At 53.5% G+C, this 22,453-nt stretch carries 17 protein-coding genes, 1 other RNA gene and 1 pseudogene; 7 read left to right on the top strand and 12 right to left on the bottom strand.

Annotated features, from left to right (window positions below; all coding sequences use genetic code 11):
- Positions 1–10: 10 nt before the first annotated feature.
- Entirely contained in the window at positions 11–589 is a 579-nt protein-coding gene (locus GC087_RS05135) for a YecA/YgfB family protein (RefSeq protein WP_006120828.1), read from the bottom strand.
- Positions 590–759: 170 nt separating this feature from the next.
- Here GC087_RS05135 and zapA point away from each other — a divergent pair, with 170 nt between their 5' ends.
- The 3 genes from zapA to GC087_RS05120 all read left to right on the top strand — a co-directional run bounded on the left by zapA (position 760) and on the right by GC087_RS05120 (position 1,986).
- Positions 760–1,089 (top strand): cell division protein ZapA, encoded by a 330-nt coding sequence (zapA, locus tag GC087_RS05130; RefSeq protein WP_006120829.1) that lies wholly within the window; start codon positions 760–762, stop codon positions 1,087–1,089.
- Between the two features lie 39 nt (positions 1,090–1,128).
- A non-coding RNA gene (ssrS, locus tag GC087_RS05125) (6S RNA) lies at positions 1,129–1,312 on the top strand.
- A 77-nt stretch (positions 1,313–1,389) separates the two neighbouring features.
- Entirely contained in the window at positions 1,390–1,986 is a 597-nt protein-coding gene (locus GC087_RS05120; protein WP_033739632.1) for a 5-formyltetrahydrofolate cyclo-ligase, read from the top strand.
- A 42-nt stretch (positions 1,987–2,028) separates the two neighbouring features.
- On the opposite strand, the gene serA is transcribed toward GC087_RS05120, so the two are convergent.
- Positions 2,029–3,267: a phosphoglycerate dehydrogenase gene (gene serA, locus GC087_RS05115; RefSeq protein ID WP_006120831.1), complete on the bottom strand. Its 1,239-nt coding sequence runs from the start codon at positions 3,265–3,267 to the stop codon at positions 2,029–2,031.
- Between the two features lie 279 nt (positions 3,268–3,546).
- Positions 3,547–4,206 carry a ribose-5-phosphate isomerase RpiA gene (rpiA, locus tag GC087_RS05110; protein ID WP_033739634.1) on the bottom strand — a complete coding sequence of 220 codons (660 nt, stop codon included), beginning with the start codon at positions 4,204–4,206 and terminating at the stop codon, positions 3,547–3,549.
- A gap of 181 nt (positions 4,207–4,387) precedes the next feature.
- Between rpiA and GC087_RS05105 the strand changes: the two genes are divergently transcribed.
- The gene (locus GC087_RS05105; RefSeq protein WP_006120833.1) at positions 4,388–5,290 is read left to right on the top strand and encodes a LysR family transcriptional regulator ArgP; all 903 of its coding nucleotides are present in this window, start codon (positions 4,388–4,390) and stop codon (positions 5,288–5,290) included.
- 456 nt (positions 5,291–5,746) lie between these two features.
- Here GC087_RS05105 and GC087_RS05100 read toward each other — a convergent pair whose 3' ends face one another.
- The 7 genes and pseudogenes from GC087_RS05100 to tkt all read right to left on the bottom strand — a co-directional run bounded on the left by GC087_RS05100 (position 5,747) and on the right by tkt (position 14,327).
- On the bottom strand, positions 5,747–6,478 hold the full coding sequence (locus GC087_RS05100; RefSeq protein ID WP_058708972.1) for an oxidative stress defense protein: 732 nt from the start codon (positions 6,476–6,478) through the stop codon (positions 5,747–5,749).
- A 141-nt stretch (positions 6,479–6,619) separates the two neighbouring features.
- Complete coding sequence (gene argO / locus GC087_RS05095; protein WP_039339289.1) at positions 6,620–7,243, bottom strand: arginine exporter ArgO; 624 nt, start codon at positions 7,241–7,243, stop codon at positions 6,620–6,622.
- 122 nt (positions 7,244–7,365) lie between these two features.
- A pseudogene (gene mscS / locus GC087_RS05090) lies at positions 7,366–8,240 on the bottom strand (small-conductance mechanosensitive channel MscS).
- 361 nt (positions 8,241–8,601) lie between these two features.
- Positions 8,602–9,681, bottom strand: coding sequence for a class II fructose-bisphosphate aldolase (gene fbaA, locus GC087_RS05085; RefSeq protein WP_039339288.1), 1,080 nt, complete (start codon positions 9,679–9,681; stop codon positions 8,602–8,604).
- A gap of 109 nt (positions 9,682–9,790) precedes the next feature.
- Entirely contained in the window at positions 9,791–10,954 is a 1,164-nt protein-coding gene (gene pgk, locus GC087_RS05080; RefSeq protein ID WP_033739641.1) for a phosphoglycerate kinase, read from the bottom strand.
- Positions 10,955–11,005: 51 nt separating this feature from the next.
- Positions 11,006–12,025, bottom strand: coding sequence for an erythrose-4-phosphate dehydrogenase (gene epd, locus GC087_RS05075; protein WP_033739643.1), 1,020 nt, complete (start codon positions 12,023–12,025; stop codon positions 11,006–11,008).
- Positions 12,026–12,332: 307 nt separating this feature from the next.
- Complete coding sequence (gene tkt, locus GC087_RS05070; protein ID WP_324029848.1) at positions 12,333–14,327, bottom strand: transketolase; 1,995 nt, start codon at positions 14,325–14,327, stop codon at positions 12,333–12,335.
- A 269-nt stretch (positions 14,328–14,596) separates the two neighbouring features.
- Here tkt and GC087_RS05065 point away from each other — a divergent pair, with 269 nt between their 5' ends.
- A complete protein-coding gene (locus GC087_RS05065; protein ID WP_058708973.1) occupies positions 14,597–15,352 on the top strand; it encodes a metalloprotease LoiP in 756 nt (251 codons plus the stop codon).
- 42 nt (positions 15,353–15,394) lie between these two features.
- On the opposite strand, the gene speB is transcribed toward GC087_RS05065, so the two are convergent.
- Positions 15,395–16,315 (bottom strand): agmatinase, encoded by a 921-nt coding sequence (speB, locus tag GC087_RS05060; RefSeq protein ID WP_033739645.1) that lies wholly within the window; start codon positions 16,313–16,315, stop codon positions 15,395–15,397.
- 159 nt (positions 16,316–16,474) lie between these two features.
- Positions 16,475–18,454 (bottom strand): biosynthetic arginine decarboxylase, encoded by a 1,980-nt coding sequence (gene speA / locus GC087_RS05055; protein WP_033739647.1) that lies wholly within the window; start codon positions 18,452–18,454, stop codon positions 16,475–16,477.
- Positions 18,455–19,255: 801 nt separating this feature from the next.
- On the opposite strand from speA, the gene metK reads away from it, so the two are divergent.
- Together metK and GC087_RS05045 are read left to right on the top strand one after the other, a co-directional pair.
- Positions 19,256–20,407, top strand: a complete 1,152-nt coding sequence (metK, locus tag GC087_RS05050) for a methionine adenosyltransferase (protein WP_006120844.1) — start codon at positions 19,256–19,258, stop codon at positions 20,405–20,407.
- A 444-nt stretch (positions 20,408–20,851) separates the two neighbouring features.
- Complete coding sequence (locus GC087_RS05045) at positions 20,852–22,243, top strand: sugar porter family MFS transporter (protein ID WP_006120845.1); 1,392 nt, start codon at positions 20,852–20,854, stop codon at positions 22,241–22,243.
- The last annotated feature ends 210 nt before the right edge of the window (positions 22,244–22,453 follow it).

Here is a 22,453-nt window from a genome sequence, read left to right as displayed (position 1 = left end):
GATATCTGGCTTAGTGTAACGTTGGCTTCTGTACTTCAGGTGCGGTTGGCTGCGGGCGCGTGAACGTATCATGACAAAGTAGCGCCGCGACGCGGACGTACTCGATCACCTCCTCCAGCGACTGCTCCAGCTCTTCCTGATCTTCGTCTTCGTCATAGCCAAGCTGCGCGATAGTACGCAGATCATCAATGGCCTCGCCGGTTTCGCCGGTGACCTTATCCAGTTTAGGCTGAGTTACGCCCAGGCCGAGTAAAAAATGGTTTACCCAGCCAGCCAGTGCGTCCGCCCGATCAAACACGGTGATGTCATCATCGTCGGGCAGCATCAGTTGAAAGAGAAAGCCATCTTCTTCAAGCGCCGTCGTAATATTTGCATGCAAATCCTGCAGCGGCTGGGCCAGCGTGTGCGAAAAAGCCATGCCTTCATTCGCGAGATCGTGGACCAGCGTTTTCCAGCTGGTATCCTGATTACCGCCACACAGAATACCGCTGAGTAATCCGTGCATTTCGGCAGGTGTCATTCCGACGCCGTGCTGTGAGAGCGCCGCCGCCAGCGCATTGTAATCAGGGGTTGCGTTCTGTGAAGACATCATTTTTCATCGTCGTTGGCTGTAAGAGTTCGTGGTATGCTACCACTAGCTGCCTCAAGGTTTCCAGAAAAGGGGTTGTATCTTATTTCTCAGGTCTATATAGTTGCCCGCCTCCCAGGCCATTGAAGGCTAAGGGAATGGCGAGCCAGGTAATCAGTCAGGAAGGTGGCATGTCTGCACAACCGGTAGATTTACAAATTTTTGGTCGTTCTTTGAGAGTAAATTGTCCGCCTGAACAGCAAGATGCGCTGAACGCGGCGGCGGAAGATCTCAATCAACGGTTGCAAGATTTAAAAGTTCGCACTAGAGTCACCAATACAGAGCAACTGGTGTTCATTGCCGCGTTAAACATTTGCCATGAACTGGCACAAGAAAAAAACAAGACGCGCGACTATGCTGCTAATATGGAACAACGAATCCGTATGTTACAGCAGACGATAGAGCAGGCATTAGTTGAGCAAGGTCGCATAACTGATCGTCAGGATGCGAAGTTCGAATAATACTTCATGGTCACTGTGCTACACTGACGGTGAAGTCAATTTTCTCTGAGATGTTTGCAAGTGGGCCAGTCCCCTGAGCCGATATTTCATACCAACAGAATGTGACGCTCCGCAACCTGTGAGCATGCTCGGTCCGTCCGAGAAGCCTGATGGTTGCGACGGCATGTTCACCTTGAACCAAGGGTTCAAGGGTTACAGCCTACGGCGGCATCTCGGAGATCTCCTTTCTGGTTGTACTGCATTATCCCCCACCAGACATGATATAGTGCGTCGCTCAGGCGACTTCTTCTGGGGGACACCATGTCAGAACCCTCTTTACTTCAGCGACAGGACATTCGTCAGCATGTTCGTCATTTACGTCGCGCCTTAACCCCGGAACAGCAACATACTGCCGCCGAACAGCTTGCGGAACACGCGATTAACTTTGCGCCTGTCTCCGACGCCCAAAACGTCGCGCTGTTCTTATCCGTCGATGGGGAAATTAATACGCGTCCGCTTATCGCAAAATTATGGCAGCAGAACAAACGCGTTTATCTTCCTGTGCTTCATCCCTTCTCTGCCGGTCATCTGCTTTTTCTGCGCTATACGCCAGAAACGCCGTTGAGCCCGAACAAGCTACGTATTCCTGAACCGCCACTCGATATCCGGCATATGGTTACGCTGGACGAACTGGATGTGATGATGGTGCCGCTGGTGGCCTTTGATCGCAGTGGTCAGCGTCTGGGCATGGGGGGCGGTTTTTACGACCGCACGTTACAAAACTGGAAACAGCACGCTTTTTTACCGGTTGGCATCGCGCACGACTGCCAGTTGGTCGATTCGCTGCCTGTGGCGGCCTGGGATATTCCTTTGCCCGCCGTGCTGACGCCGTCAACGTTGTGGTTGTGGGAAGAATAAACCCAGGCACTGTTGTGCGCCTGGGTTGATTATTTTGATAAATCAGTAGAGGAGACGGGCGCGGATAGTGCCAGGGATAGCCTTCATCAGCTGCAGCGCTTTCTCTGCCAGTTCGTGCTCGGCATCGATATCAATCACCACATACCCCATCATGGGTGAGGTTTGCAGGTACTGCGCGGCGATATTGATGCCCTGTTCGGCAAAAATCTGGTTAATTGCGGTCAGCACACCCGGACGGTTTTCATGAATGTGCAGCAGACGGCTTGCGCTGACGCCGTGCATCGGCAAGGACACTTCAGGGAAGTTCACTGCAGACAGCGTTGAACCGTTATCGGAATATTTCGCCAGTTTGCCTGCCACTTCGATACCAATGTTTTCCTGCGCTTCTTCGGTGGAACCCCCGATGTGTGGCGTCAGAATGACATTATCGAACTCACTCAGTGGCGAGACAAACGGATCGCTGTTTGTGGCTGGCTCAACCGGGAACACGTCAATGGCCGCGCCCCCGACCTGCTTGCTGGCCAGCGCGTCACACAGTGCCGGAATATCCACGACGGTGCCGCGTGAGGCGTTGATTAACAGCGCGCCAGGTTTCATCTGCGCCAGCTCATCAGCAGAGATCATATTTTGTGTCGAGGCGGTTTCAGGCACATGCAGACTGACGACATCGCTCATATTCAGCAACTGCGTCAGGCTTCGCACCTGCGAGGCATTACCCAGCGGCAGCTTATTTTCAATATCGTAAAAATACACGTGCATGCCCAGGCCCTCAGCCAGCACGCCTAACTGCATACCAATGTGACCATAGCCGATAATGCCCAGCTTCTTACCGCGCGCTTCGAATGAGCCTTTAGCAATCTTATTCCAGACACCGCGATGGGCTTTGGCGTTCGCTTCTGGCACGCCACGCAGCATCAGCAGCATTTCGCCAATCACCAGTTCGGCGACCGATCGCGTGTTAGAAAACGGGGCGTTAAAAACGGGAATACCGCGCTTTGCCGCCGCATTTAAATCAACCTGGTTGGTACCGATACAGAAACAGCCCACAGCGACCAGTTTTTCTGCTGCGGCAAAAATCTCTTCAGTCAGTTGGGAACGGGAACGGATACCGATAAAGTGCGCGTCACGGATGGAAGCCTTTAATGACTCGCTATCCAGTGCGCCTTTGTGGAATTCAATATTGGTGTAACCTGCAGCACGAAGATTGTCCAGCGCGCTCTGGTGGACACCTTCCACCAGCAGGAACTTAATCTTGTCTTTTTCCAGTGAAACCTTTGCCATTTCCCAACCCTATTCAGAATTCAACGAGGACTGAACGCAGTCAGCCAGCAGTCAAAATATCAAAAAAAACGCCAGCAGCAATACAAACGATTGCCTGACCGGCTGGCTGGCTGGATTCAGAAGCCAAACTTTGCCGGACAAAATCGTGGGTTGGCCGCATCGGGGAGAATGAACCCGCTGTTGATGACGCTTATGTGACATAAGTCACCAAATTTCAGCCTGGCGAGAAAAGTTTTTTTTTAATTAAAAAACGCGGGCGCAAATTATGCGCCCGTCGCGTTATTTTTTCAGCGTTTTGACCCCATCCGGTCCGCCAATCAACGCCACATCGGCACCCCGGGTAGCGAAAAGCCCGACGGTGACGACGCCCGGTAACGCGTTAATGGTTTTTTCCAGCTCAATGGGATCCAGAATACGCAGATTATGCACGTCCAGGATGATATTACCGTTGTCAGTGACGACATTCTGGCGATACTCAGGCAAACCGCCCAGCCTGACCAGTTCACGCGCGACGTAGCTGCGTGCCATGGGAATCACTTCAACGGGCAACGGAAAACGCCCCAGCACGTCGACTTCTTTCGATGCATCGGCAATACAGATAAACTTTTTAGCCACGGCCGCGACGATTTTTTCGCGGGTCAGCGCGGCACCGCCGCCTTTGATCATCTGCATCTGGGGATTAATTTCGTCGGCACCATCAACATAGATGGCCAGGTCATCGATTTCATTCAAATCAAACACCTGAATACCGAGGCTTTTGAGCTTTTGCGTGGAGGCTTCAGAGCTGGACACGGCACCTTCAATCTGGTGTTTGATGCTGCCGAGCGCATCAATAAAATGGGCAGCGGTAGAGCCTGTTCCCACGCCGACGATCGTACCTGGCTGGACATAATCAAGTGCAGCCCAACCAACAGCTTTTTTCAGTTCATCCTGCGTCATGGTATGTTTAGAACCTGTGCGATAAGAAAATGCGCGTAGTATAAAGCAAGGTTTGCTGAAAATGCTCGGATGCATTGGGCGGATTTAATGCTTTGGAAGCCAGCCCACAAAAATACCCCAAACTTTTGCTCAGGCACATTTGTGGCATCGTAACGTCCACCCTGAAGGAGAGAAAAGAATAATGAAACGCCCGGACTACAGAACGCTTCAGGCGCTGGACGCAGTGATACGTGAACGTGGCTTTGAACGTGCTGCGCAAAAACTGTGCATCACCCAGTCGGCCGTATCGCAACGCATCAAACAGCTGGAAAACCTGTTTGGTCAGCCGCTGTTGGTTCGCACCGTGCCCCCTCGTCCCACTGAGCAGGGGCAAAAGCTGCTTGCGCTGTTGCACCAGGTTGAACTGCTGGAGGAAGAGTGGCTGGGGGATGAAATCAGCGGTACGACGCCGTTACTGCTCTCCCTGGCGGTGAACGCCGACAGTCTGGCCACCTGGCTGTTGCCTGCATTAAAAGACGTGCTGGCCGATTCGCCGGTGCGCCTTAACCTCCAGGTTGAAGATGAAACCCGTACGCAGGAACGTCTGAGACGTGGCGAAGTGGTCGGCGCAGTCAGTATCCAGCCCCAGCCTTTACCCAGTTGTCTGGTTGATCAACTGGGCGCCCTGGATTACCTGTTTGTGGCTTCCCGTGACTTTGCCGAGCGCTTTTTTCCCAACGGCGTCACCCGTTCCGCGTTGCTGAAAGCGCCTGCCGTCGCATTTGACCATCTGGATGATATGCATCAGGCCTTTTTACAGCAGAACTTCGATCTTTCGCCGGGCAGCGTGCCCTGCCATATCGTTAACTCTTCTGAAGCCTTTGTGCAGATGGCCCGTCAGGGCTCAACCTGCTGTATGATCCCGCATCTGCAGATTGAGCGCGAACTGGCGAGCGGTGAGCTGATCGATCTGACACCGGGGCTGTATCAGCGCCGGATGTTGTACTGGCACCGTTTTGCACCGGAAAGCCGACTGATGCGTCGGGTCACCGATGCGCTGATTGCGCATGGTCATCGGGTTCTGCGTCAGGACACGATGGAATAGCGGCCAGAGGCGAAAGTGAAGGCCGGATAAACTGGAAGACGGTGCGTGCCAAACGCGACTCTCTGCCGCTACCGGGCAGCATTCCTGGTCTGCTTATTCTCCTGACAAACCGCCCGGAACCGGACAGCCTGTCCGGGCTTCTGCTGAACTAAAGAGAATAATCCCCTGTGCCGCAGCAAGCGTCAGGCGTTGCAGTGAGAGTGTACCCTGCTAAAAGCAGCACGGCTCCATGGCCATCAGGGGCGTGATTTCAGCAGGTGATACCGGGCGCTGAAAAGCGGGAATCAACCAGAGATTGCCCCCGCAGGGATGCGGGGGAAAAGCGCCGCCGGTAAAGGAACAGGCCGACTGCGACAGTCCGTCAGGTTGCTGAGCGATGGAAAGGCACCGCATCAGCGGCGCAAAGCGCACCTGGTAAACACGGCCGCTGATGGCTTCACGACAGCATCGATAGGCTTACTGTGCCGTATTGGGTTTCATCTCAAAAACCACATCAACCTGGTCATCGAAGTTAATGCTTTGCTGGTCGTAGGTTTCCTGCGCGGAAGTATCGGCCGCTGCCGCGGAGGCTTTAAACATGCGATTCATCGGCATAGGCTGGTAGTTAGCGACCTGATAGCGAATGCTGTAGATTGGCCCCAGTTTGGCGTTAAAGCCTTCTGCCAGTTCTGTGGCTTGCTGAGTCGCATTTTTGATGGCGGCTTTCAGCGCCTGCTGCTTGTAGCGCTCAGGATTGGCGACGCCTAACTCGACGCTGCGAACTTCGTTCAGGCCCGATTTCAGCGCGCCGTCAAGCAGCTCATTCAGCTTGTCCAGCTGGCGGACGGTCACCTGAACCTGACGTACCGCACGATAACCTTTCAACTGCGATTTACCGTCTTTGGTATAATCGTATTCTGGCTGCGTGGTCAGGTTGGCCGCTTCAATATCCTTTTTCTCGATGCCGTTTTTCTGCAGGAAATCAAAATACTGCGCAACACGACTGTCGACCTGTTTCTTTGCCTCTGCGGCATCTTTCGATGAGACATTCACCACAATTGACAGCGTCGCGATATCCGGGCGGGCATCAACCGTCGCTTTGCCTGACGTCACAACATGCGGTCCGTTTGGCAGTTCATCAGCCTGTGTGCTTAAAGGCAATGCCCCTGCGCTCATCATCGCGACAAGCGCCAATGCTTTCAGTTTCATGAAAGTCCTCCTTGAAAGGTCAGTTCGGTGGCTTCGGGTCCGAAGCCGGCATGCGCATCATATTACGCCTTGCTTGGAGTGAAGGTAATGACAAAAGTTCGGAAAACGGGTCTGGATAACCCGTTTTCGTTTACCTTTTGCTCAAAATCCTTTGATGGCCTGCTGTACGAGTTGAAACGCGATAAACCACATGACCGCGCCGACCAGCAGGTTGATGAGGCGTTGCGCGCGCGTTGTCTGCAGTAACGGCGCAAGCCAGGCCGCCAACAGGGCTAAGCCAAAAAACCACAACACAGAGGCACTGACGGTCCCCAGGGCGAACCACTGACGCGCGTGGGTATCAGGAAACTGGCTTCCCAGGCTGCCAAGCACAACAAAGGTATCGAGATAAACGTGGGGATTGAGCCAGGTGACTGCCAGCAGGGTAGCAATGATCCGGCCTCGGCTCTGCCGGATATCCAGGCCTGACGCCAGCGCCAGCTCGCGGCGAAAAGCGGTCCGTAATGCGCCCCAGCCATACCAGAGCAAAAAGGCCACACCTGCCCAGGTAATCACGGTCAGCAGCAGTGGCGACTGCTGCAGGAGCGCACTTCCCCCAAAAATCCCCGCGCAGATCAGCACGACATCGCTCAGCGAGCAGAGCGTGGCGGTCATCAGATGATAGTGCCGTTTCACGCCCTGATTAAGTACGAAGGCATTTTGTGGCCCCAGCGGCAGAATAAGCGCGGCCCCAAGAGCAAGCCCTTGAAAATAAATCGATAACACGGGAAATATCCTTACATCAGTCAGATGTCAGGCATTATAGGGAAGCCGATATGATTAGCGGAAATGGAAAAAATTAATACGTCATTAGCCATTTTAATGGGCGGCGGCTGCCGCCCATCGGCTTAACGGGTGACCGCAGTTTCCGCGTCAGGTTTGTTCACCTGATGCAGATGGACATCCATCTGTGGGTAAGGAATACCAATGCCTTTGTTATCCAGCGCACGTTTGAAGTTCTTGAGCAGATCCCAGTAAACGTCCTGCAGATCGCTACTGTTGCTCCAGCAACGCACAACGAAATTCAGCGATGAAGCGCCCAATTCATTCAGGCCAATCTGGATGCCACGATCTTTTAAGACACGCTGATCGGCTTCCACCACTTCACGCAGCAGGGCAATCACCTCATCCACATCGGCTTCATAGGCCACGCCGACAATGAATTCATTACGGCGCACGGGTTCACGCGAGAAGTTGATGATATTCCCGCTGATGATTTTGCCATTGGGCACCACCACAATCTTGCCATCCGCCGACCGCAGTGTGGTCGAGAAAATCTGCACATTCAGTACGGTGCCCATCACGCCGCCCAGATCAACAAACTCACCGGTACGGAAAGGACGGAACGTGACCAGCAGTACACCGGCTGCCAGATTGGACAATGAGCCCTGTAGCGCAAGCCGACGGCCAGACCTGCCGCACCCAGCACGGCAATGACCGACGCGGTTTGCACGCCAACGCGTCCCAGCGCAGCAATCACCGTAAACGCAATGACGCCATAACGAACCAGCGCGGAAAGAAAGTCTGCCACGGTGGCGTCAATATGACGCGCGATGAGCAGACGATTAACGGCGTTTGAAATCACTCTGGCGATGACCATCCCGACAATAATGATGGCAACAGCCGCAACGATATTCACGGCATAACTCAGAATCAGCGCCTGGTTGTGTACTAACCAGCCACCGGCACTATTGATACCATCCACAACATTCAAGTCTTCCATTTGTAAGCCCTGTTGATGAATCCCCGAGGGGAAAAACAAAAACTGCCAGATGTAATCCGACACCCAGGGATTAAGGGTAATCAATTATTTAGCCTGGTGCCAAATTACATGGCACCATAATGAGGACGGGCAGCCTGAATCGTCGCCACAATGCGTTTGACTCCCCTCGCTTCGCCCTTCCCTGTTGAGAAGTTTTTGAGCATAAAAGGTGGTAAGCGATGCCGCTGTAACCGGACGTCGACTCATCAAAAGCGCAAAGAGAAAGGTGTGCAAAGGCGGGATAAAAAAAGTCCCGATCAGCTGATCGGGACAGAGTCAGTCACGCTGACGTCCTGACGACCTCAGCGCTGAGCAACGCTACTTACAGAACGTCAACGGCGTTGAGTTCTTTGAACGCCTGCTCCAGACGCACCACCATGGATGCCTGCGCAGCGCGCAGCCAGACGCGTGGATCGTAGTATTTCTTGTTCGGCTTATCAGCGCCTTCTGGGTTACCCAGCTGCGCCTGCAGATAGCCTTCGTTCTTTTTGTAGTACTGCAGAATACCGTCCCAGGTCGCCCATTGAGTATCGGTATCGATGTTCATCTTGATCACGCCGTAGCTGATAGACTCTTCGATTTCTGCAGCAGAAGAACCTGAACCACCGTGGAACACGAAATCCAGCGCATTGTGCGGCAGGCCATGTTTTTCACAGACAAATTTCTGGGAGTCACGCAGGATGGTTGGGGTCAGTTTCACGTTACCGGGTTTGTAAACGCCGTGGACGTTACCGAAGGATGCCGCAATGGTGAAACGCGGGCTGATCGCATTCAGTTTTTCGTACGCGTAGTTCACGTCTTCTGGCTGGGTGTACAGGGCAGAAGCGTCCATGTGGCTGTTGTCCACGCCATCTTCTTCACCGCCGGTGCAGCCCAGTTCGATTTCCAGGGTCATGTCGATTTTCGCCATGCGCGCCAGGTATTTGCTGCTGATTTCGATGTTTTCTTCCAGTGACTCTTCAGACAGGTCGATCATATGAGAAGAGAACAGCGGCTTGCCGGTTTTTTTGAAGTGCTCTTCGCCTGCGTCAAGCAGACCGTCGATCCACGGCAACAGTTTTTTGGCACAGTGGTCGGTGTGCAGGATAACCGGCACGCCATACTGTTCAGCCATCAGATGCACGTGCTGTGCGCCAGAGATCGCACCGAAAATGGCGGCGCCCTGTGGCTTGTCGGTTTTAAAACCTTTACCGGCGATGAACGCAGCACCGCCGTTAGAGAACTGTACGATAACCGGGGCTTTAACTTTCGCGGCGGCTTCCAGCACAGCGTTTATTGAGTCAGTACCGACGCAGTTAACCGCTGGCAGAGCGAATTTATTCTCTTTCGCTACTTTGAAGATCTTCTGAACGTCGTCACCAGTGACAACGCCGGGTTTTACGAAATCAAAAATTTTAGACATGATTGTGTCCTGTTTCGTGACCGGTTATCCCCAACATGGGGACAGCGATTTAAACGCCCGGTATCGGGCGAGTTTTCAGGCAGTGCCGCCAGGCACCGCCCCCAAAGGATTACTGCTTCGCACGCTCTTCCAGCATGGCAACGGCAGGCAGTTTTTTGCCTTCAACGAACTCAAGGAACGCGCCGCCGCCCGTCGAGATATAGGAGATTTTGTCTTCAATGCCAAACAGATCGATAGCAGCCAGCGTATCACCGCCACCTGCAACAGAGAACGCGTCACTGTCTGCAATCGCGTTAGCGACAATCTCGGTGCCTTTACGGAAGTTCGGGAACTCAAACACACCAACCGGGCCATTCCACAGAATGGTTTTCGCATTCTTGAGGATGGTTGCCATGGCCTGAGCGGTTTCGTCGCCGAAGTCCATAATCTCTTCGTTATCTGCCACTTCCGAAACCTTTTTCACGGTTGCCGGGGCAGTTTCAGAGAATTCCGTGCCAACGCGTGAGTCGGTTGGGACAGGAATACCGTACTGATCGCGCAGGCCTTTTGCCGCTTCAACAAAGTCTGGCTCATACAGCGATTTACCCACTTTGTTATCGATAGCGACGAAGGTGTTCGCAATGCCACCGCCGACAATCACGGTGTCAGCAATCTTGACCAGCGACTGCAGCACATCAAATTTGGTTGAGACTTTTGAACCACCGACAACGGCCACCAGCGGACGCTCAGGGTTTTTCATCACTTTACCCAGCGCGTCCAGCTCAGCCGACAGCAGCGGGCCCGCACAGGCGACAGGCGCAAATTTACCCACGCCGTGTGTAGAGGCCTGGGCGCGGTGCGCGGTGCCAAAAGCATCCATCACGAACACGTCACACAGTGCTGCGTATTTTTTTGCCAGCGCTTCGTCGTCTTTCTTTTCGCCTTTGTTAAAGCGAACGTTTTCCAGCACAACCAGCTCGCCCGCGCCGATATCGACGCCGTCAAGGTAGTCTTTCGCCAGCGTTACCGGGGTGCCGTTCAGTTTTTCTTTCAGGTAGTTCACTACAGGCAGCAGTGAGAATTCGTCGTTGTATTCACCTTCGGTCGGACGACCCAGGTGAGAGGTAACCATCACTTTAGCGCCCTGCTTCAGGGCTGCTTCGATGGTAGGCAGAGACGCACGGATACGTGCATCTGACGTCACTTTCCCTTCTTTTACCGGCACGTTGAGATCGGCGCGGATTAGAACGCGTTTGCCAGCAAGATCCAGATCGGTCATCTTAATTACGGACATGGTGAACCCTCTCGTTGATTCTCATAAGTTTTGCCAGACGCAAACCGCGTCTTACCTGAAACCGCTTGCGGCCATCGCTAACGTCGTGTCGATCATTCGGTTAGCAAAGCCCCATTCGTTGTCGCACCAGACCAGGGTTTTGATCAGATGCTGACCGCTGACCCGCGTTTGTGTACCGTCCACAATGGCACTGTGCGGATCATGGTTGAAATCTATTGAGACTAACGGCAACTCCGTATAGTCAACTATACCACGAAACGCCCCTTCTGCCGCGCTCAGCAACAAGGCGTTAACCTCACAGGCCTTAACCGGCTGACGCACAGAAACGCTGAGATCAATGGCGGTCACGTTGATCGTCGGCACACGCACTGCGATGGCTTCAAAGCGATCGTTAAATTTCGGAAAAATACGCGTAATGCCTGCCGCCAGGCGCGTGTCCACCGGAATAATAGACTGACTGGCTGCACGCGTGCGGCGCAGATCGCTGTGATAAGCATCGATCACCTGTTGATCGTGCATCGCCGAATGGATCGTCGTCACCGTGCCCGACTCAATCCCAAACGCATCATCCAGCAGCTTAATCACGGGAATAATGCAGTTGGTGGTGCAGGAGGCATTCGAGACAATGCAGTCCGTTTGTTTCAGTTCCTGCTCGTTAACACCGTACACGACGGTGGCATCAAGATCGTGACCACCCGGATGGGAAAACAGGACTTTTTTAGCGCCAGCGCGCAGATGGGCTTCACCATCCTGGCGGGAACCATAAACGCCGGTACAGTCCAGTACCACATCGACATTGAGTTCGCGCCAGGGCAGCGCGTCCAGTCCGGCGTGGTGCAGAATACGAATAGTATCTTCTCCCACCCACAGCAGGTCCCGCTCCTGGCGAACATCCAGTGCAAAACGGCCATGACTGGTGTCGTATTTTAATAAGTGCGCCATGCCTGCGGCTTCCGCCAGCTCATTAATCGCCACCACGGTGATTTCAGCACGGCGTCCCGTTTCATACAGTGCACGCAACACGTTGCGTCCAATGCGACCAAAGCCGTTTATTGCAACCCGAATGGTCATCTTTCTCCTGCCAAACCAGACTGAAAAAAAGGTGCAGATAGCCTGAGCGTTTCACCACGTTTTGTACAGGAGATTCTTACCCGATGCAGGGTGAACGCGCCATAACTGAAACGGTTCAGCGAGAATAATAGAAGTGAGGAATAACAGGAATGACTGCGATCAAGCGAGCTGCGAATTTTTGGATCTGCATCACATAATTGAGCAAAAATGAGCGATTACTCCAGGAATAATTGCGTCAGTCAGGGGGCAGAAAGCGCCCCCTTTTTATTGCAATCCTGACGCGCAGGCACGCGTCAGGATTGTGGCATTACGCCAGCAACGCTTTTGCTTTTGCGACAACGTTGTCGAGCGTGAAACCGAACACTTCGAACAGCTTCTCAGCAGGAGCCGACTCACCAAAGGTGGTCATCCCAACAATAGCCCCGTTCAGCCCGGTGTATTTAAACCAGTAATCGGCAATACCAGCCTCAATAGCGACGCGCGCCGCAACGGCTTTTGGCAGAACAGATTCACGGTATTCTTCGGACTGTTTATCGAAAGCATCGGTCGATGGCATAGACACCACGCGCACCTTGTGACCTTCTTCAGTAAGTTTCTGGTAAGCCGCGACGGCCAGTTCCACTTCGGAACCGGTGGCAATCAGAATCAGTTCTGGCGTGCCTGCGCTGTCTTTGAGGACATAACCACCGCGGGCCACGTTGGCCAGTTGCTCGGGTGTACGCTCCTGCTGTGCCAGGTTCTGACGCGAGAAGATCAGGGCGCTTGGGCCGTCTTTACGCTCAATGGCATATTTCCACGCCACGGCAGATTCAACCTGGTCACATGGACGCCACAGGCTCATGTTCGGCGTCGTGCGCAGGCTTGCCATCTGCTCAACAGGCTGGTGCGTCGGGCCATCTTCACCCAGACCGATTGAATCATGGGTATACACCATGATCTGACGGATCTTCATCAGCGCAGCCATACGTGCCGCGTTACGCGCATATTCCACGAACATCAGGAAGGTTGCGGTATAAGGCAGGAAACCGCCGTGCAGGGCCAGACCGTTAGCAATCGCGGTCATACCAAACTCGCGCACACCATAATGGATGTAGTTACCCGCAGCATCTTCATTGATTGGCTTAGATCCCGACCAGATAGTCAGGTTACTGGGTGCCAGATCCGCTGAACCGCCCAGATATTCCGGCAGGATCTTACCAAACGCTTCAATCGCATTCTGCGAAGCTTTACGGCTGGCAATTTTCGCCGGGTTCGCCTGCAACTGCTCAATGAATTTTTGCGACTCTTGCTGCCAGTTAGCTGGCAGTTCGTTGCTCATGCGACGTTTGAATTCGGCAGCCAGTTCCGGGAAGGCTTTAGCGTAAGCGGCAAATTTTTCATTCCACGCGGCTTCTTTCGCCTGGCCCGCTTCTTTAGCATCCCACTCGGCATAAATCTCAGACGGGATAACAAATGGCGGGTACTCCCAACCCAGTTGCTTACGGGTCAAGGCCACTTCGTCGTCACCCAGTGGCGCGCCATGTGAATCATGGGTGCCCGCTTTGTTTGGTGAACCGAAACCAATCACGGTTTTGCACATCAGCAGTGAAGGCTTATCGGTTACGGCTTTCGCTTCTTCGATGGCTTTCGCGATCGCATCCGCGTTATGCCCATCCACACCGCGCACCACATGCCAGCCATAGGCTTCAAAACGCTTAGCGGTGTCATCGGTAAACCAGCCGTCGATATGGCCATCAATTGAAATACCGTTATCGTCATAGAAGGCCACCAGCTTACCGAGCTTCAGCGTACCGGCCAGTGAGCAGACTTCGTGTGAGATGCCTTCCATCATGCAACCATCGCCCATAAACACCCAGGTGTTATGGTCTACGATGTCATGACCCGGACGGTTAAACTGCGCCGCTAATGTGCGCTCAGCAATGGCAAAACCCACGGCATTGGCAATGCCCTGGCCCAGCGGACCGGTGGTGGTTTCCACACCAACGGTGTAGCCGTACTCAGGGTGCCCCGGGGTTTTAGAGTGCAGCTGACGGAAGTTTTCCAGTTCGCTGATGGGCAAATCGTAACCGGTCAGATGCAGCAGGCTGTAGATCAGCATCGAACCGTGACCATTTGACAGCACAAAACGGTCGCGGTCAGCCCACAATGGGTTAGTTGGATTATGATTCAGGTAGCCACGCCATAACACTTCGGCGATATCCGCCATGCCCATAGGGGCACCCGGATGTCCCGATTTAGCTTTTTGCACTGCATCCATACTTAACGCGCGAATGGCATTGGCAAGATCTTTACGAGAGGGCATCTTCTACTCCATTTCGGATTAACGATTTGCGCCTTAACCTTTTGTAATTAATCAGTTATCGGGCAAAGCGAGGGGAAACTTTCACAACAATGTACATGAAAAACGGCCTAAAAGTAATGTTGTAAAACGCGAAATATGCCCGGCGCGTTTGGCTTTTCCGGTAATGTCTGCTAGCAAAACGGTTTACCGCCGACTATAACCAGTAAGTTCGATCACCAGCCACCGCGTCAGGTGATTGTTTTTTATCTTGTTACTATTGGGAAGATGGAATGAAAATTCAGAAAACGGTACTGGCTTTGGGGATGATCGCGCTGTTAAGTGGCTGCGAGGGGATGAATAACAACGGCCTGCTGCAGTCAGGTGCACAGGCTTTCCAGGCGTACACATTAAGCGATGCCCAGGTGAAGCAGTTGAGCGATCAATCCTGTGCCCAGATGGACAAAGACAATCAGGTCGCGCCGGCGAACAGCGAATACCAGCAACGTCTGAATAAAATCGCGGCCGCACTGGGCGACAACATTAACGGTACGCCGGCTAACTATAAGGTCTACCAGACCAAAGATGTGAATGCCTGGGCGATGGCCAACGGCTGTATTCGCGTTTACAGCGGCCTGATGGACATGATGAACGACAATGAAGTGGAGGCGGTGCTGGGGCACGAAATGGGTCACGTCGCGCTGGGCCATACACGTAAAGCGATGCAGGTTGCCTTTACCACGACCGCCGCGCGCACCGCTGCCGCGTCCGTAGGAGGCATCATTGGCTCGCTGTCGCAGTCACAACTGGGCGATATGGGCGAAAAACTGGTGAATGCGCAGTTCTCCCAGACTCAGGAAACGCAGGCGGATGACTACTCTTACGATCTGCTTAAAAAACGGGGAATTGACCCTGTCGGATTAGCGACCAGCTTTGAAAAACTGGCGAAACTGGAACAGGGTCGCCAGAGCTCTATGTTCGATTCGCACCCTGATTCTGAAGCCCGCGCACAACACATTCGCAATCGTATCGCGGCAGACAGCAAGTAAGCCTGAATCAGCGGGATAACGCTGCGTTATCCCGCTGTGGCATTAGCCTTTGTTGGCGGCCTGAACGTGTAACATATCCAGTGCCAGCGTTGCGGCAGCCAGCGCGGTCAGATCGGCGTGATCATAGCCCGGGGCCACTTCCACCAGATCCATCCCGACAATATTCATGCCCTGCAAACCCCGAATCAACTTGGTCGCTTTGTCGGTCGTTAAACCACCGATCACTGGCGTACCGGTACCCGGCGCATGCGCAGGGTCCAGGCAGTCAATGTCAAAGGTAAGGTAAACCGGCAGATCGCCAACGGTGCGCTTAATTTCCGCCAGGATATCGTCCACGCTGCGGTCGTTAACCTGTGCCGCATCCAGCACGTTAAAGCCCAGGCTCTTATCGAACTCGGTACGGATACCGATCTGGACGGAGTGCTGCGGATCGATCAGGCCCTCTTTTGGCGCCGTAAAGAACATGGTGCCATGGTCAAACGTGGGGCCGTTAGAATAGGTATCGGTATGCGCGTCGAAGTGCACCAGCGCCATTTTACCGAAGTGCTTCGCGTGGGCACGCAGTAGCGGCAGCGTGACGTAGTGATCGCCGCCAAACGTCATCATACGTTTACCGTTAGCCAGCAGCTTCTCTGCGTGAGCCTGCAACTTGTCAGACAGATCCTGAGAGTCGCCAAAGGCATAAACCAGATCGCCACAGTCCACGACATTCAGGCGCTGACGCAGGTCAAAATCCCACGGCCAGCGACAGCCTTCCCAGGCCAGATTCGTTGAAATCTGACGGATGGCACCAGGGCCAAGACGGCTGCCTGGACGGCCAGAGGTTGCTGCATCAAATGGAACGCCGGTGATCACCCACTCTGCGTCGCTGTCGTAAGGCTGAAAATTGACTGGAAAACGCATAAAACCAAAGGCGTTAGAAACCAGTGAATTGTCGTACTGATTACCGAGGGTATTGTACATAAGTCGTCCTCTGTTAATGTCTGAACCGGGCCGGGCCCGCACACCTTTCAGGTTGAGATAAAAAAAATCCCCTCCGCGTCGTTAGGCCCGACGAGGAAGGGATGTGTTGCCGCCGATTATCAACAATGTCCCGCCCGGCTGCAAGCGCTTCGCAGGGCGTTATTCGTCTTCTAAATACGTGTAGCCATACAGACCGCTTTCAAACTCCTGCAGGAACTGCTCACGCAGGTCTTCGTCCAGTTCAGAAGTCTGAATCTGTTTACGGAACAGCGTCATCAGCTCATTGGGGTCCAGCTGCACATACTGCAACATGTCGGCCACGGTATCGCCTTCATCGGAAAGCTGTACTTCCACTTCGCCATCCTGGAATGCGAAGACATCCACCGCTTCGGTATCACCAAACAGGTTGTGCATGTTGCCCAGAATTTCCTGGTACGCGCCGACCATAAAGAAGCCCAGCATCGGTGGGTTCTCCACATCATATTCCGGCATCGGCATGGTCGTCGCGATGCCGTCGCCATCCACGTAATGATCAATGGTGCCATCGGAGTCACAGGTGATATCCAGCAGCACGGCCCGACGTTCGGGCTTTTTATTCAGGCCTTCCAGTGGCAGCACCGGGAACAGCTGATCGATGCCCCACGCGTCCGGCATCGACTGGAACAGCGAGAAGTTCACATAGATCTTATCCGCCATGCGCTCCTGCAGCTCATCAATAATCGGGCGATGTGCGCGGTTGCTGGGATCCAGATGCTGCTGAATATAATGGCAAATGCTCAGGTACAGCTGTTCAGCCCAGGCGCGCTGCTTAAGGCTGTAAATGCCTGACGAATAGCCGGTGTGAATATCAAACAGGTCCATCTGGCTGTCGTGCAGCCATTCACGCAGAGAGCGGCGCGTATTCGGCTCGTGCATCTCCTGCCAGGTTTCCCACATGCTCAGGATAGGACGTGGCGCATCATCGATATCGGGCGCTTCAGGTTTGCTGAATTCGTTCCGCTCAACACCAATGATGTTAGAGACCAGCACCGTATGGTGCGCCGTTACGGCGCGACCGGACTCGGTGATGACGGTAGGATGTTCAAGTCCGTGTTCGTCGCAGGCGGCACCGATGGCCCAGATAACATTATTAGCGTATTCATTCAGCCCGTAGTTTACCGAGCAGTCAGACTGTGAACGCGTCCCTTCATAATCCACGCCCAGGCCGCCGCCGACGTCGAAGCACTTAATGTTGACGCCCAGCTTCGCCAGCTCCACGTAAAAACGTGCCGACTCGCGCACGCCGGTGGCGATATCGCGAATATTCGCCATCTGAGAGCCAAGGTGGAAGTGCAGCAGTTGCAGGCTGTCAATGCGTCCGGCTTCGCGCATGATTTCAACCAGCTTCAGCACCTGCGTGGCAGACAGGCCAAATTTGGATTTCTCGCCACCGCTCGACTGCCATTTACCGGAACCTTGCGACGCCAGACGCGCACGTATGCCGAGGCGCGGCACCACATTCAGGCGTTCCGCTTCTTCCAGCACCAGGCGCACTTCGGTCATCTTCTCCAGAACCAGATAAACCTTGTGCCCCATTTTTTCGCCGATCAGCGCCAGACGAATGTATTCACGATCTTTATAACCGTTACAGACAATCACTGAGCGGGTGTGGCCGGCATGCGCCAGCACCGCCATCAGTTCCGCTTTTGATCCGGCTTCAAGGCCCAACGGCTCACCGGAGTTCACCAGCGATTCAATCACGCGTTTGTGCTGGTTAACCTTGATGGGATAAACCAGGAAGTAGTCACCGGTATAGCCATAGGATTCACGCGCGCGTTTGAACGCGGCGTTGATTGAGCGCAGGCGGTGCTGAAGGATCTGCGGAAAACAGAACAACGCCGGCAGACGCTGGCCTTGCGCCTCACGTTCTTTCACCAGTTTTGCCAGATCAACGCGCACGTCCGGGCGATCCGGGTCGGGACAGACACTAATATGACCCAGTTCATTCACGTCATAATAGTTATTGCCCCACCAGGCAATGTTATAGGTCCGCAGCATCAGGCTGGCGTCCTGATCGTTCATCGCCACCTCCTGCATAGAGCGGAGAGCACCTTGTTCGCCAGCTGACGAACCCTTGATATTCTTCATGCCGTCAGACATCACGAACCTCAATTTTCCGTTGAAAGATAATACTGTAATCCGACTCAACAGCCGGATGTAGGGAAATTCGTTGCCACATATTACGTCATGCTCTGTCAGCGTCACGCGCCCAGATAATCCCCTTGCATGACCTAAGTGTAAAACACTCCGCCACGACAGGGGAAAAAAGGGCCGCGAATAATTCACACCACGTCGGTCGGGCCACTTGCCCACGTTGACGTGTCAGAGGTTAGCCAGCGCTTGTGTCGGGATAATTACCGAAGCGAATAAAAGGGTGGCAGGAAAGAAATAAAGACGGGAAACAGGATAACGCTGACGCAAAGCCAGCACGCAAAGAAGCCGTGAAGGAGAAGATAAGGCTCATGACGTGTATCACCTCCGCACATGACGCCGTCATGTGGCAAACCATCAGGGTGAAAGCCAGACAGTGGTCTGACGGGCGCGACGCGATAGCGCGTCATCCTTTTTCTGCTGCAAACGCAGCGGCGTTTTATACAATTTGCGCCTGAAAAATGCAAAGAGATTATTCGCTTAATGCTGGCCCTGCCCGCAGCATTATTCACTACTCAGCACCAGGCCGGCAGTGCATCAGAAAAAAGGGCTGGTAATTCGCTCATCTCGTAACCTAAAATAGACGTCCAGATGGTTTTCCATCTAAACAGGTTAATATCCAGGCGGTGTTGGCCTGGCGTGCTGACACTACCTGACTGCTCTCGGCTTTGCCTTAAGGGGCGTTAAGTCAGCTAACACTCACTTGCGCTACGCAGTCGAACTCAAACCATTGGTAAGGTAAAGAACATAATGGCTAAACATCTTTTTACATCCGAGTCCGTATCAGAAGGACATCCTGATAAAATCGCTGACCAGATTTCCGATGCGGTGCTTGATGCGATCCTGGAGCAGGATCCTAAAGCGCGCGTGGCCTGCGAAACGTACGTGAAGACCGGTATGGTTCTGGTCGGCGGCGAAATCACGACCAGCGCCTGGGTTGATATCGAAGAAATCACCCGTAATACCGTACGTGAAATCGGCTATGTTCATTCCGATATGGGCTTTGATGCCAATTCCTGCGCTGTGTTAAGCGCCATCGGTAAACAATCTCAGGACATCAACCAGGGCGTTGACCGCAGCGATCCGCTGGAACAGGGTGCAGGCGATCAGGGCCTGATGTTCGGCTACGCAACCAACGAAACCGACGTGCTGATGCCCGCCCCGGTAACCTATGCGCATCGTCTGGTTCAGCGTCAGGCTGAAGTCCGCAAAAATGGCACGCTGCCATGGCTGCGCCCGGATGCGAAAAGCCAGGTCACTTTCCAGTATGACAATGGCAAGATTGTAGGCATCGACGCGGTCGTGCTCTCGACTCAGCACAGCGAAGCCATCAGCCAGAACGATCTGCAGGAAGCGGTGATGGAAGAAATCATCAAGCCGGTACTGCCTTCTGAGTGGCTGAACGCGTCCACCAAATACCACATCAACCCTACCGGCCGTTTTGTTATCGGCGGTCCAATGGGTGACTGTGGCCTGACCGGTCGTAAAATCATTGTCGATACCTACGGCGGGATGGCGCGTCACGGTGGCGGCGCATTCTCAGGTAAAGATCCCTCAAAAGTTGACCGCTCCGCGGCGTACGCTGCGCGCTATGTTGCCAAAAATATCGTGGCGGCTGGCCTGGCCGATCGGTGTGAGATTCAGGTTTCCTACGCCATCGGCGTGGCAGAGCCGACATCTATCATGGTGGAAACCTTTGGTACCGAGAAAGTCTCTACTGAACAACTGACGCTGCTGGTCCGTGAATTCTTTGACCTGCGTCCATACGGTCTGATTCAGATGCTGGATCTGCTGCACCCAATCTATAAAGAAACGGCCGCTTACGGTCACTTTGGTCGCGAACATTTCCCATGGGAAAAAACCGACAAAGCGGCACAGCTGCGCGAGGCTGCTGGTCTGTAAGCATTGGTGAGTAAGTGCACCTGAAAGCCCTGCCCGATGGCGGGGCTTTTTTATGGGCTTTATCCCGCATTCGTCCTCCGCTTTTTTCCTGCGGCACATTTTTTTAACTCAACTACACTTTCTTTCAGTTTGTACCCTGCCCTTGTGTTAACGATTACAATTTGAAACGCTTTAAATATCGGCTATTTAGGAATTTATCGCCGTAGTTATTCTTTTAAAAATGCGTTATTTTCAGCGTCATCTGATAGGCGTTAATCAGGACATTGTCAGAAACTTCGAGGGTACTATACCTCACTGGTTACTTGACCTTTCTGGGTTGTAAATGCTGGATTTCAGGGTTTCAGCATGTGTAAGCGATTACATCAATGTGATCGGGCTCACTTTTAACCCAGATAAGGTTTTTTAACATCGATAACAACAATGATGGATAATTTGGAGGCAACCATGCCTGGCAACTCACATAAAAGCAGAACCTCAAATAAGGCAATGACCTTATTTGTCTGCTTTCTGGCAGCGCTCGCAGGCCTGCTCTTTGGGCTGGATATCGGCGTTATCGCAGGTGCCCTGCCCTTTATCGCTAAGGACTTTAATGTTACTGCCCACCAACAGGAGTGGATTGTCAGCTCCATGATGTTTGGTGCAGCCATTGGTGCTATCGGCAGCGGCTGGATGTCATCACGTCTGGGCCGTAAAAAAAGCCTGATGGCCGGTGCGATTCTGTTTGTCATTGGATCACTCTGGTCAGCGATGGCACCTAATCCAGAAATGTTGATCTGCGCGCGCGTCCTGTTAGGTCTCGCCGTGGGTGTCGCCTCGTATACCGCGCCACTTTACCTTTCTGAAATCGCACCAGAGAAAATCCGCGGCAGCATGATCTCGCTGTACCAACTGATGATTACCATCGGTATTCTGGGTGCGTATCTCTCCGATACCGCATTTAGCTTTACCGGAAACTGGCGCTGGATGCTGGGCGTGATCACGATCCCTGCCATTCTGCTGCTGATTGGTGTGTTCTTCCTGCCGAACAGCCCGCGCTGGCTGGCGGCGAAAGGCAACTTCCGCGACGCACAGCGTGTTCTGGATCGTCTGCGTGACACCAGTGAACAGGCAAAACGCGAACTGGATGAGATCCGCGAAAGCCTGAAAGTGAAGCAGTCTGGCTGGGGTCTGTTTACCAATAACGCCAACTTCCGCCGCGCGGTCTTCCTCGGCATTCTGCTTCAGGTGATGCAGCAGTTCACCGGGATGAACGTCATCATGTATTACGCGCCGAAAATCTTTGAGATCGCCGGTTTTGCGAATACGACTCAGCAGATGTGGGGAACGGTTATTGTCGGTCTGGTTAACGTACTGGCCACCTTCATCGCCATTGGCCTGGTGGATCGCTGGGGCCGTAAGCCTACGCTGATTCTGGGCTTTCTGGTCATGGCTGCCGGTATGGGCATCCTGGGCACTATGCTGCACATGGGCATCCATACACCAGGCGCGCAGTACTTCGCCATTGGTATGCTGCTGATGTTTATCGTGGGCTTCGCCATGTCAGCCGGTCCGTTGATTTGGGTACTGTGTTCCGAAATTCAGCCGCTGAAAGGGCGTGATTTTGGTATCACGGTTTCAACCACCACCAACTGGATTGCCAATATGATCGTTGGCGCAACCTTCCTGACCATGCTGAACACGCTGGGTAATGCACCGACCTTCTGGGTTTACGCGCTGCTGAACGTGTTCTTTATTGTGCTCACCGTTATGCTCATTCCGGAGACCAAAAACGTGTCGCTGGAACATATTGAACGTAACCTGATGGCGGGTAAAAAACTGCGCGATATCGGCCAGTAAATTCCTTCGCGCCCGCGCCCGTGAAAGCCAGTCAGTGTAAACTGACTGGCTTTTTTTAACCCTTTACCCACGCCAACAGCTCAGCGTATTCACGCTAAAACCCTGCCACGCCTGGCTTGCGCCGCCCCGCTTCGCTTTTCTTTCGTTAAAGTCGAAAAAATATACGCCGATAAATGACCTGACGTTTCCCTTATAAAAACCCGTTTTCAG

The organism is Pantoea sp. JZ2 (assembly GCF_035191405.1).
GTDB classification, from domain to species: domain Bacteria; phylum Pseudomonadota; class Gammaproteobacteria; order Enterobacterales; family Enterobacteriaceae; genus Pantoea; species Pantoea stewartii.
The sequence above is the reverse complement of the archived record's forward strand: the minus strand, read 5'-3'. Positions and strand labels throughout refer to the sequence as shown.

What these genes read in the sequence shown, in the direction of transcription:
- serA (WP_006120831.1), bottom strand. Translation starts at nt 3,267, where the DNA reads ATGGCAAAGGTTTCACTGGAAAAAGACAAGATTAAGTTCCTGCTGGTG.
- fbaA (WP_039339288.1), bottom strand. Translation starts at nt 9,681, where the DNA reads ATGTCTAAAATTTTTGATTTCGTAAAACCCGGCGTTGTCACTGGTGAC.
- GC087_RS05100 (WP_058708972.1), bottom strand. Translation starts at nt 6,478, where the DNA reads ATGAAACTGAAAGCATTGGCGCTTGTCGCGATGATGAGCGCAGGGGCA.
- pgk (WP_033739641.1), bottom strand. Translation starts at nt 10,954, where the DNA reads ATGTCCGTAATTAAGATGACCGATCTGGATCTTGCTGGCAAACGCGTT.
- speA (WP_033739647.1), bottom strand. Translation starts at nt 18,454, where the DNA reads ATGTCTGACGGCATGAAGAATATCAAGGGTTCGTCAGCTGGCGAACAA.
- epd (WP_033739643.1), bottom strand. Translation starts at nt 12,025, where the DNA reads ATGACCATTCGGGTTGCAATAAACGGCTTTGGTCGCATTGGACGCAAC.
- zapA (WP_006120829.1), top strand. Translation starts at nt 760, where the DNA reads ATGTCTGCACAACCGGTAGATTTACAAATTTTTGGTCGTTCTTTGAGA.
- speB (WP_033739645.1), bottom strand. Translation starts at nt 16,315, where the DNA reads ATGTACAATACCCTCGGTAATCAGTACGACAATTCACTGGTTTCTAAC.
- GC087_RS05045 (WP_006120845.1), top strand. Translation starts at nt 20,852, where the DNA reads ATGCCTGGCAACTCACATAAAAGCAGAACCTCAAATAAGGCAATGACC.
- GC087_RS05120 (WP_033739632.1), top strand. Translation starts at nt 1,390, where the DNA reads ATGTCAGAACCCTCTTTACTTCAGCGACAGGACATTCGTCAGCATGTT.
- GC087_RS05135 (WP_006120828.1), bottom strand. Translation starts at nt 589, where the DNA reads ATGTCTTCACAGAACGCAACCCCTGATTACAATGCGCTGGCGGCGGCG.
- rpiA (WP_033739634.1), bottom strand. Translation starts at nt 4,206, where the DNA reads ATGACGCAGGATGAACTGAAAAAAGCTGTTGGTTGGGCTGCACTTGAT.
- GC087_RS05105 (WP_006120833.1), top strand. Translation starts at nt 4,388, where the DNA reads ATGAAACGCCCGGACTACAGAACGCTTCAGGCGCTGGACGCAGTGATA.
- metK (WP_006120844.1), top strand. Translation starts at nt 19,256, where the DNA reads ATGGCTAAACATCTTTTTACATCCGAGTCCGTATCAGAAGGACATCCT.
- GC087_RS05065 (WP_058708973.1), top strand. Translation starts at nt 14,597, where the DNA reads ATGAAAATTCAGAAAACGGTACTGGCTTTGGGGATGATCGCGCTGTTA.
- tkt (WP_324029848.1), bottom strand. Translation starts at nt 14,327, where the DNA reads ATGCCCTCTCGTAAAGATCTTGCCAATGCCATTCGCGCGTTAAGTATG.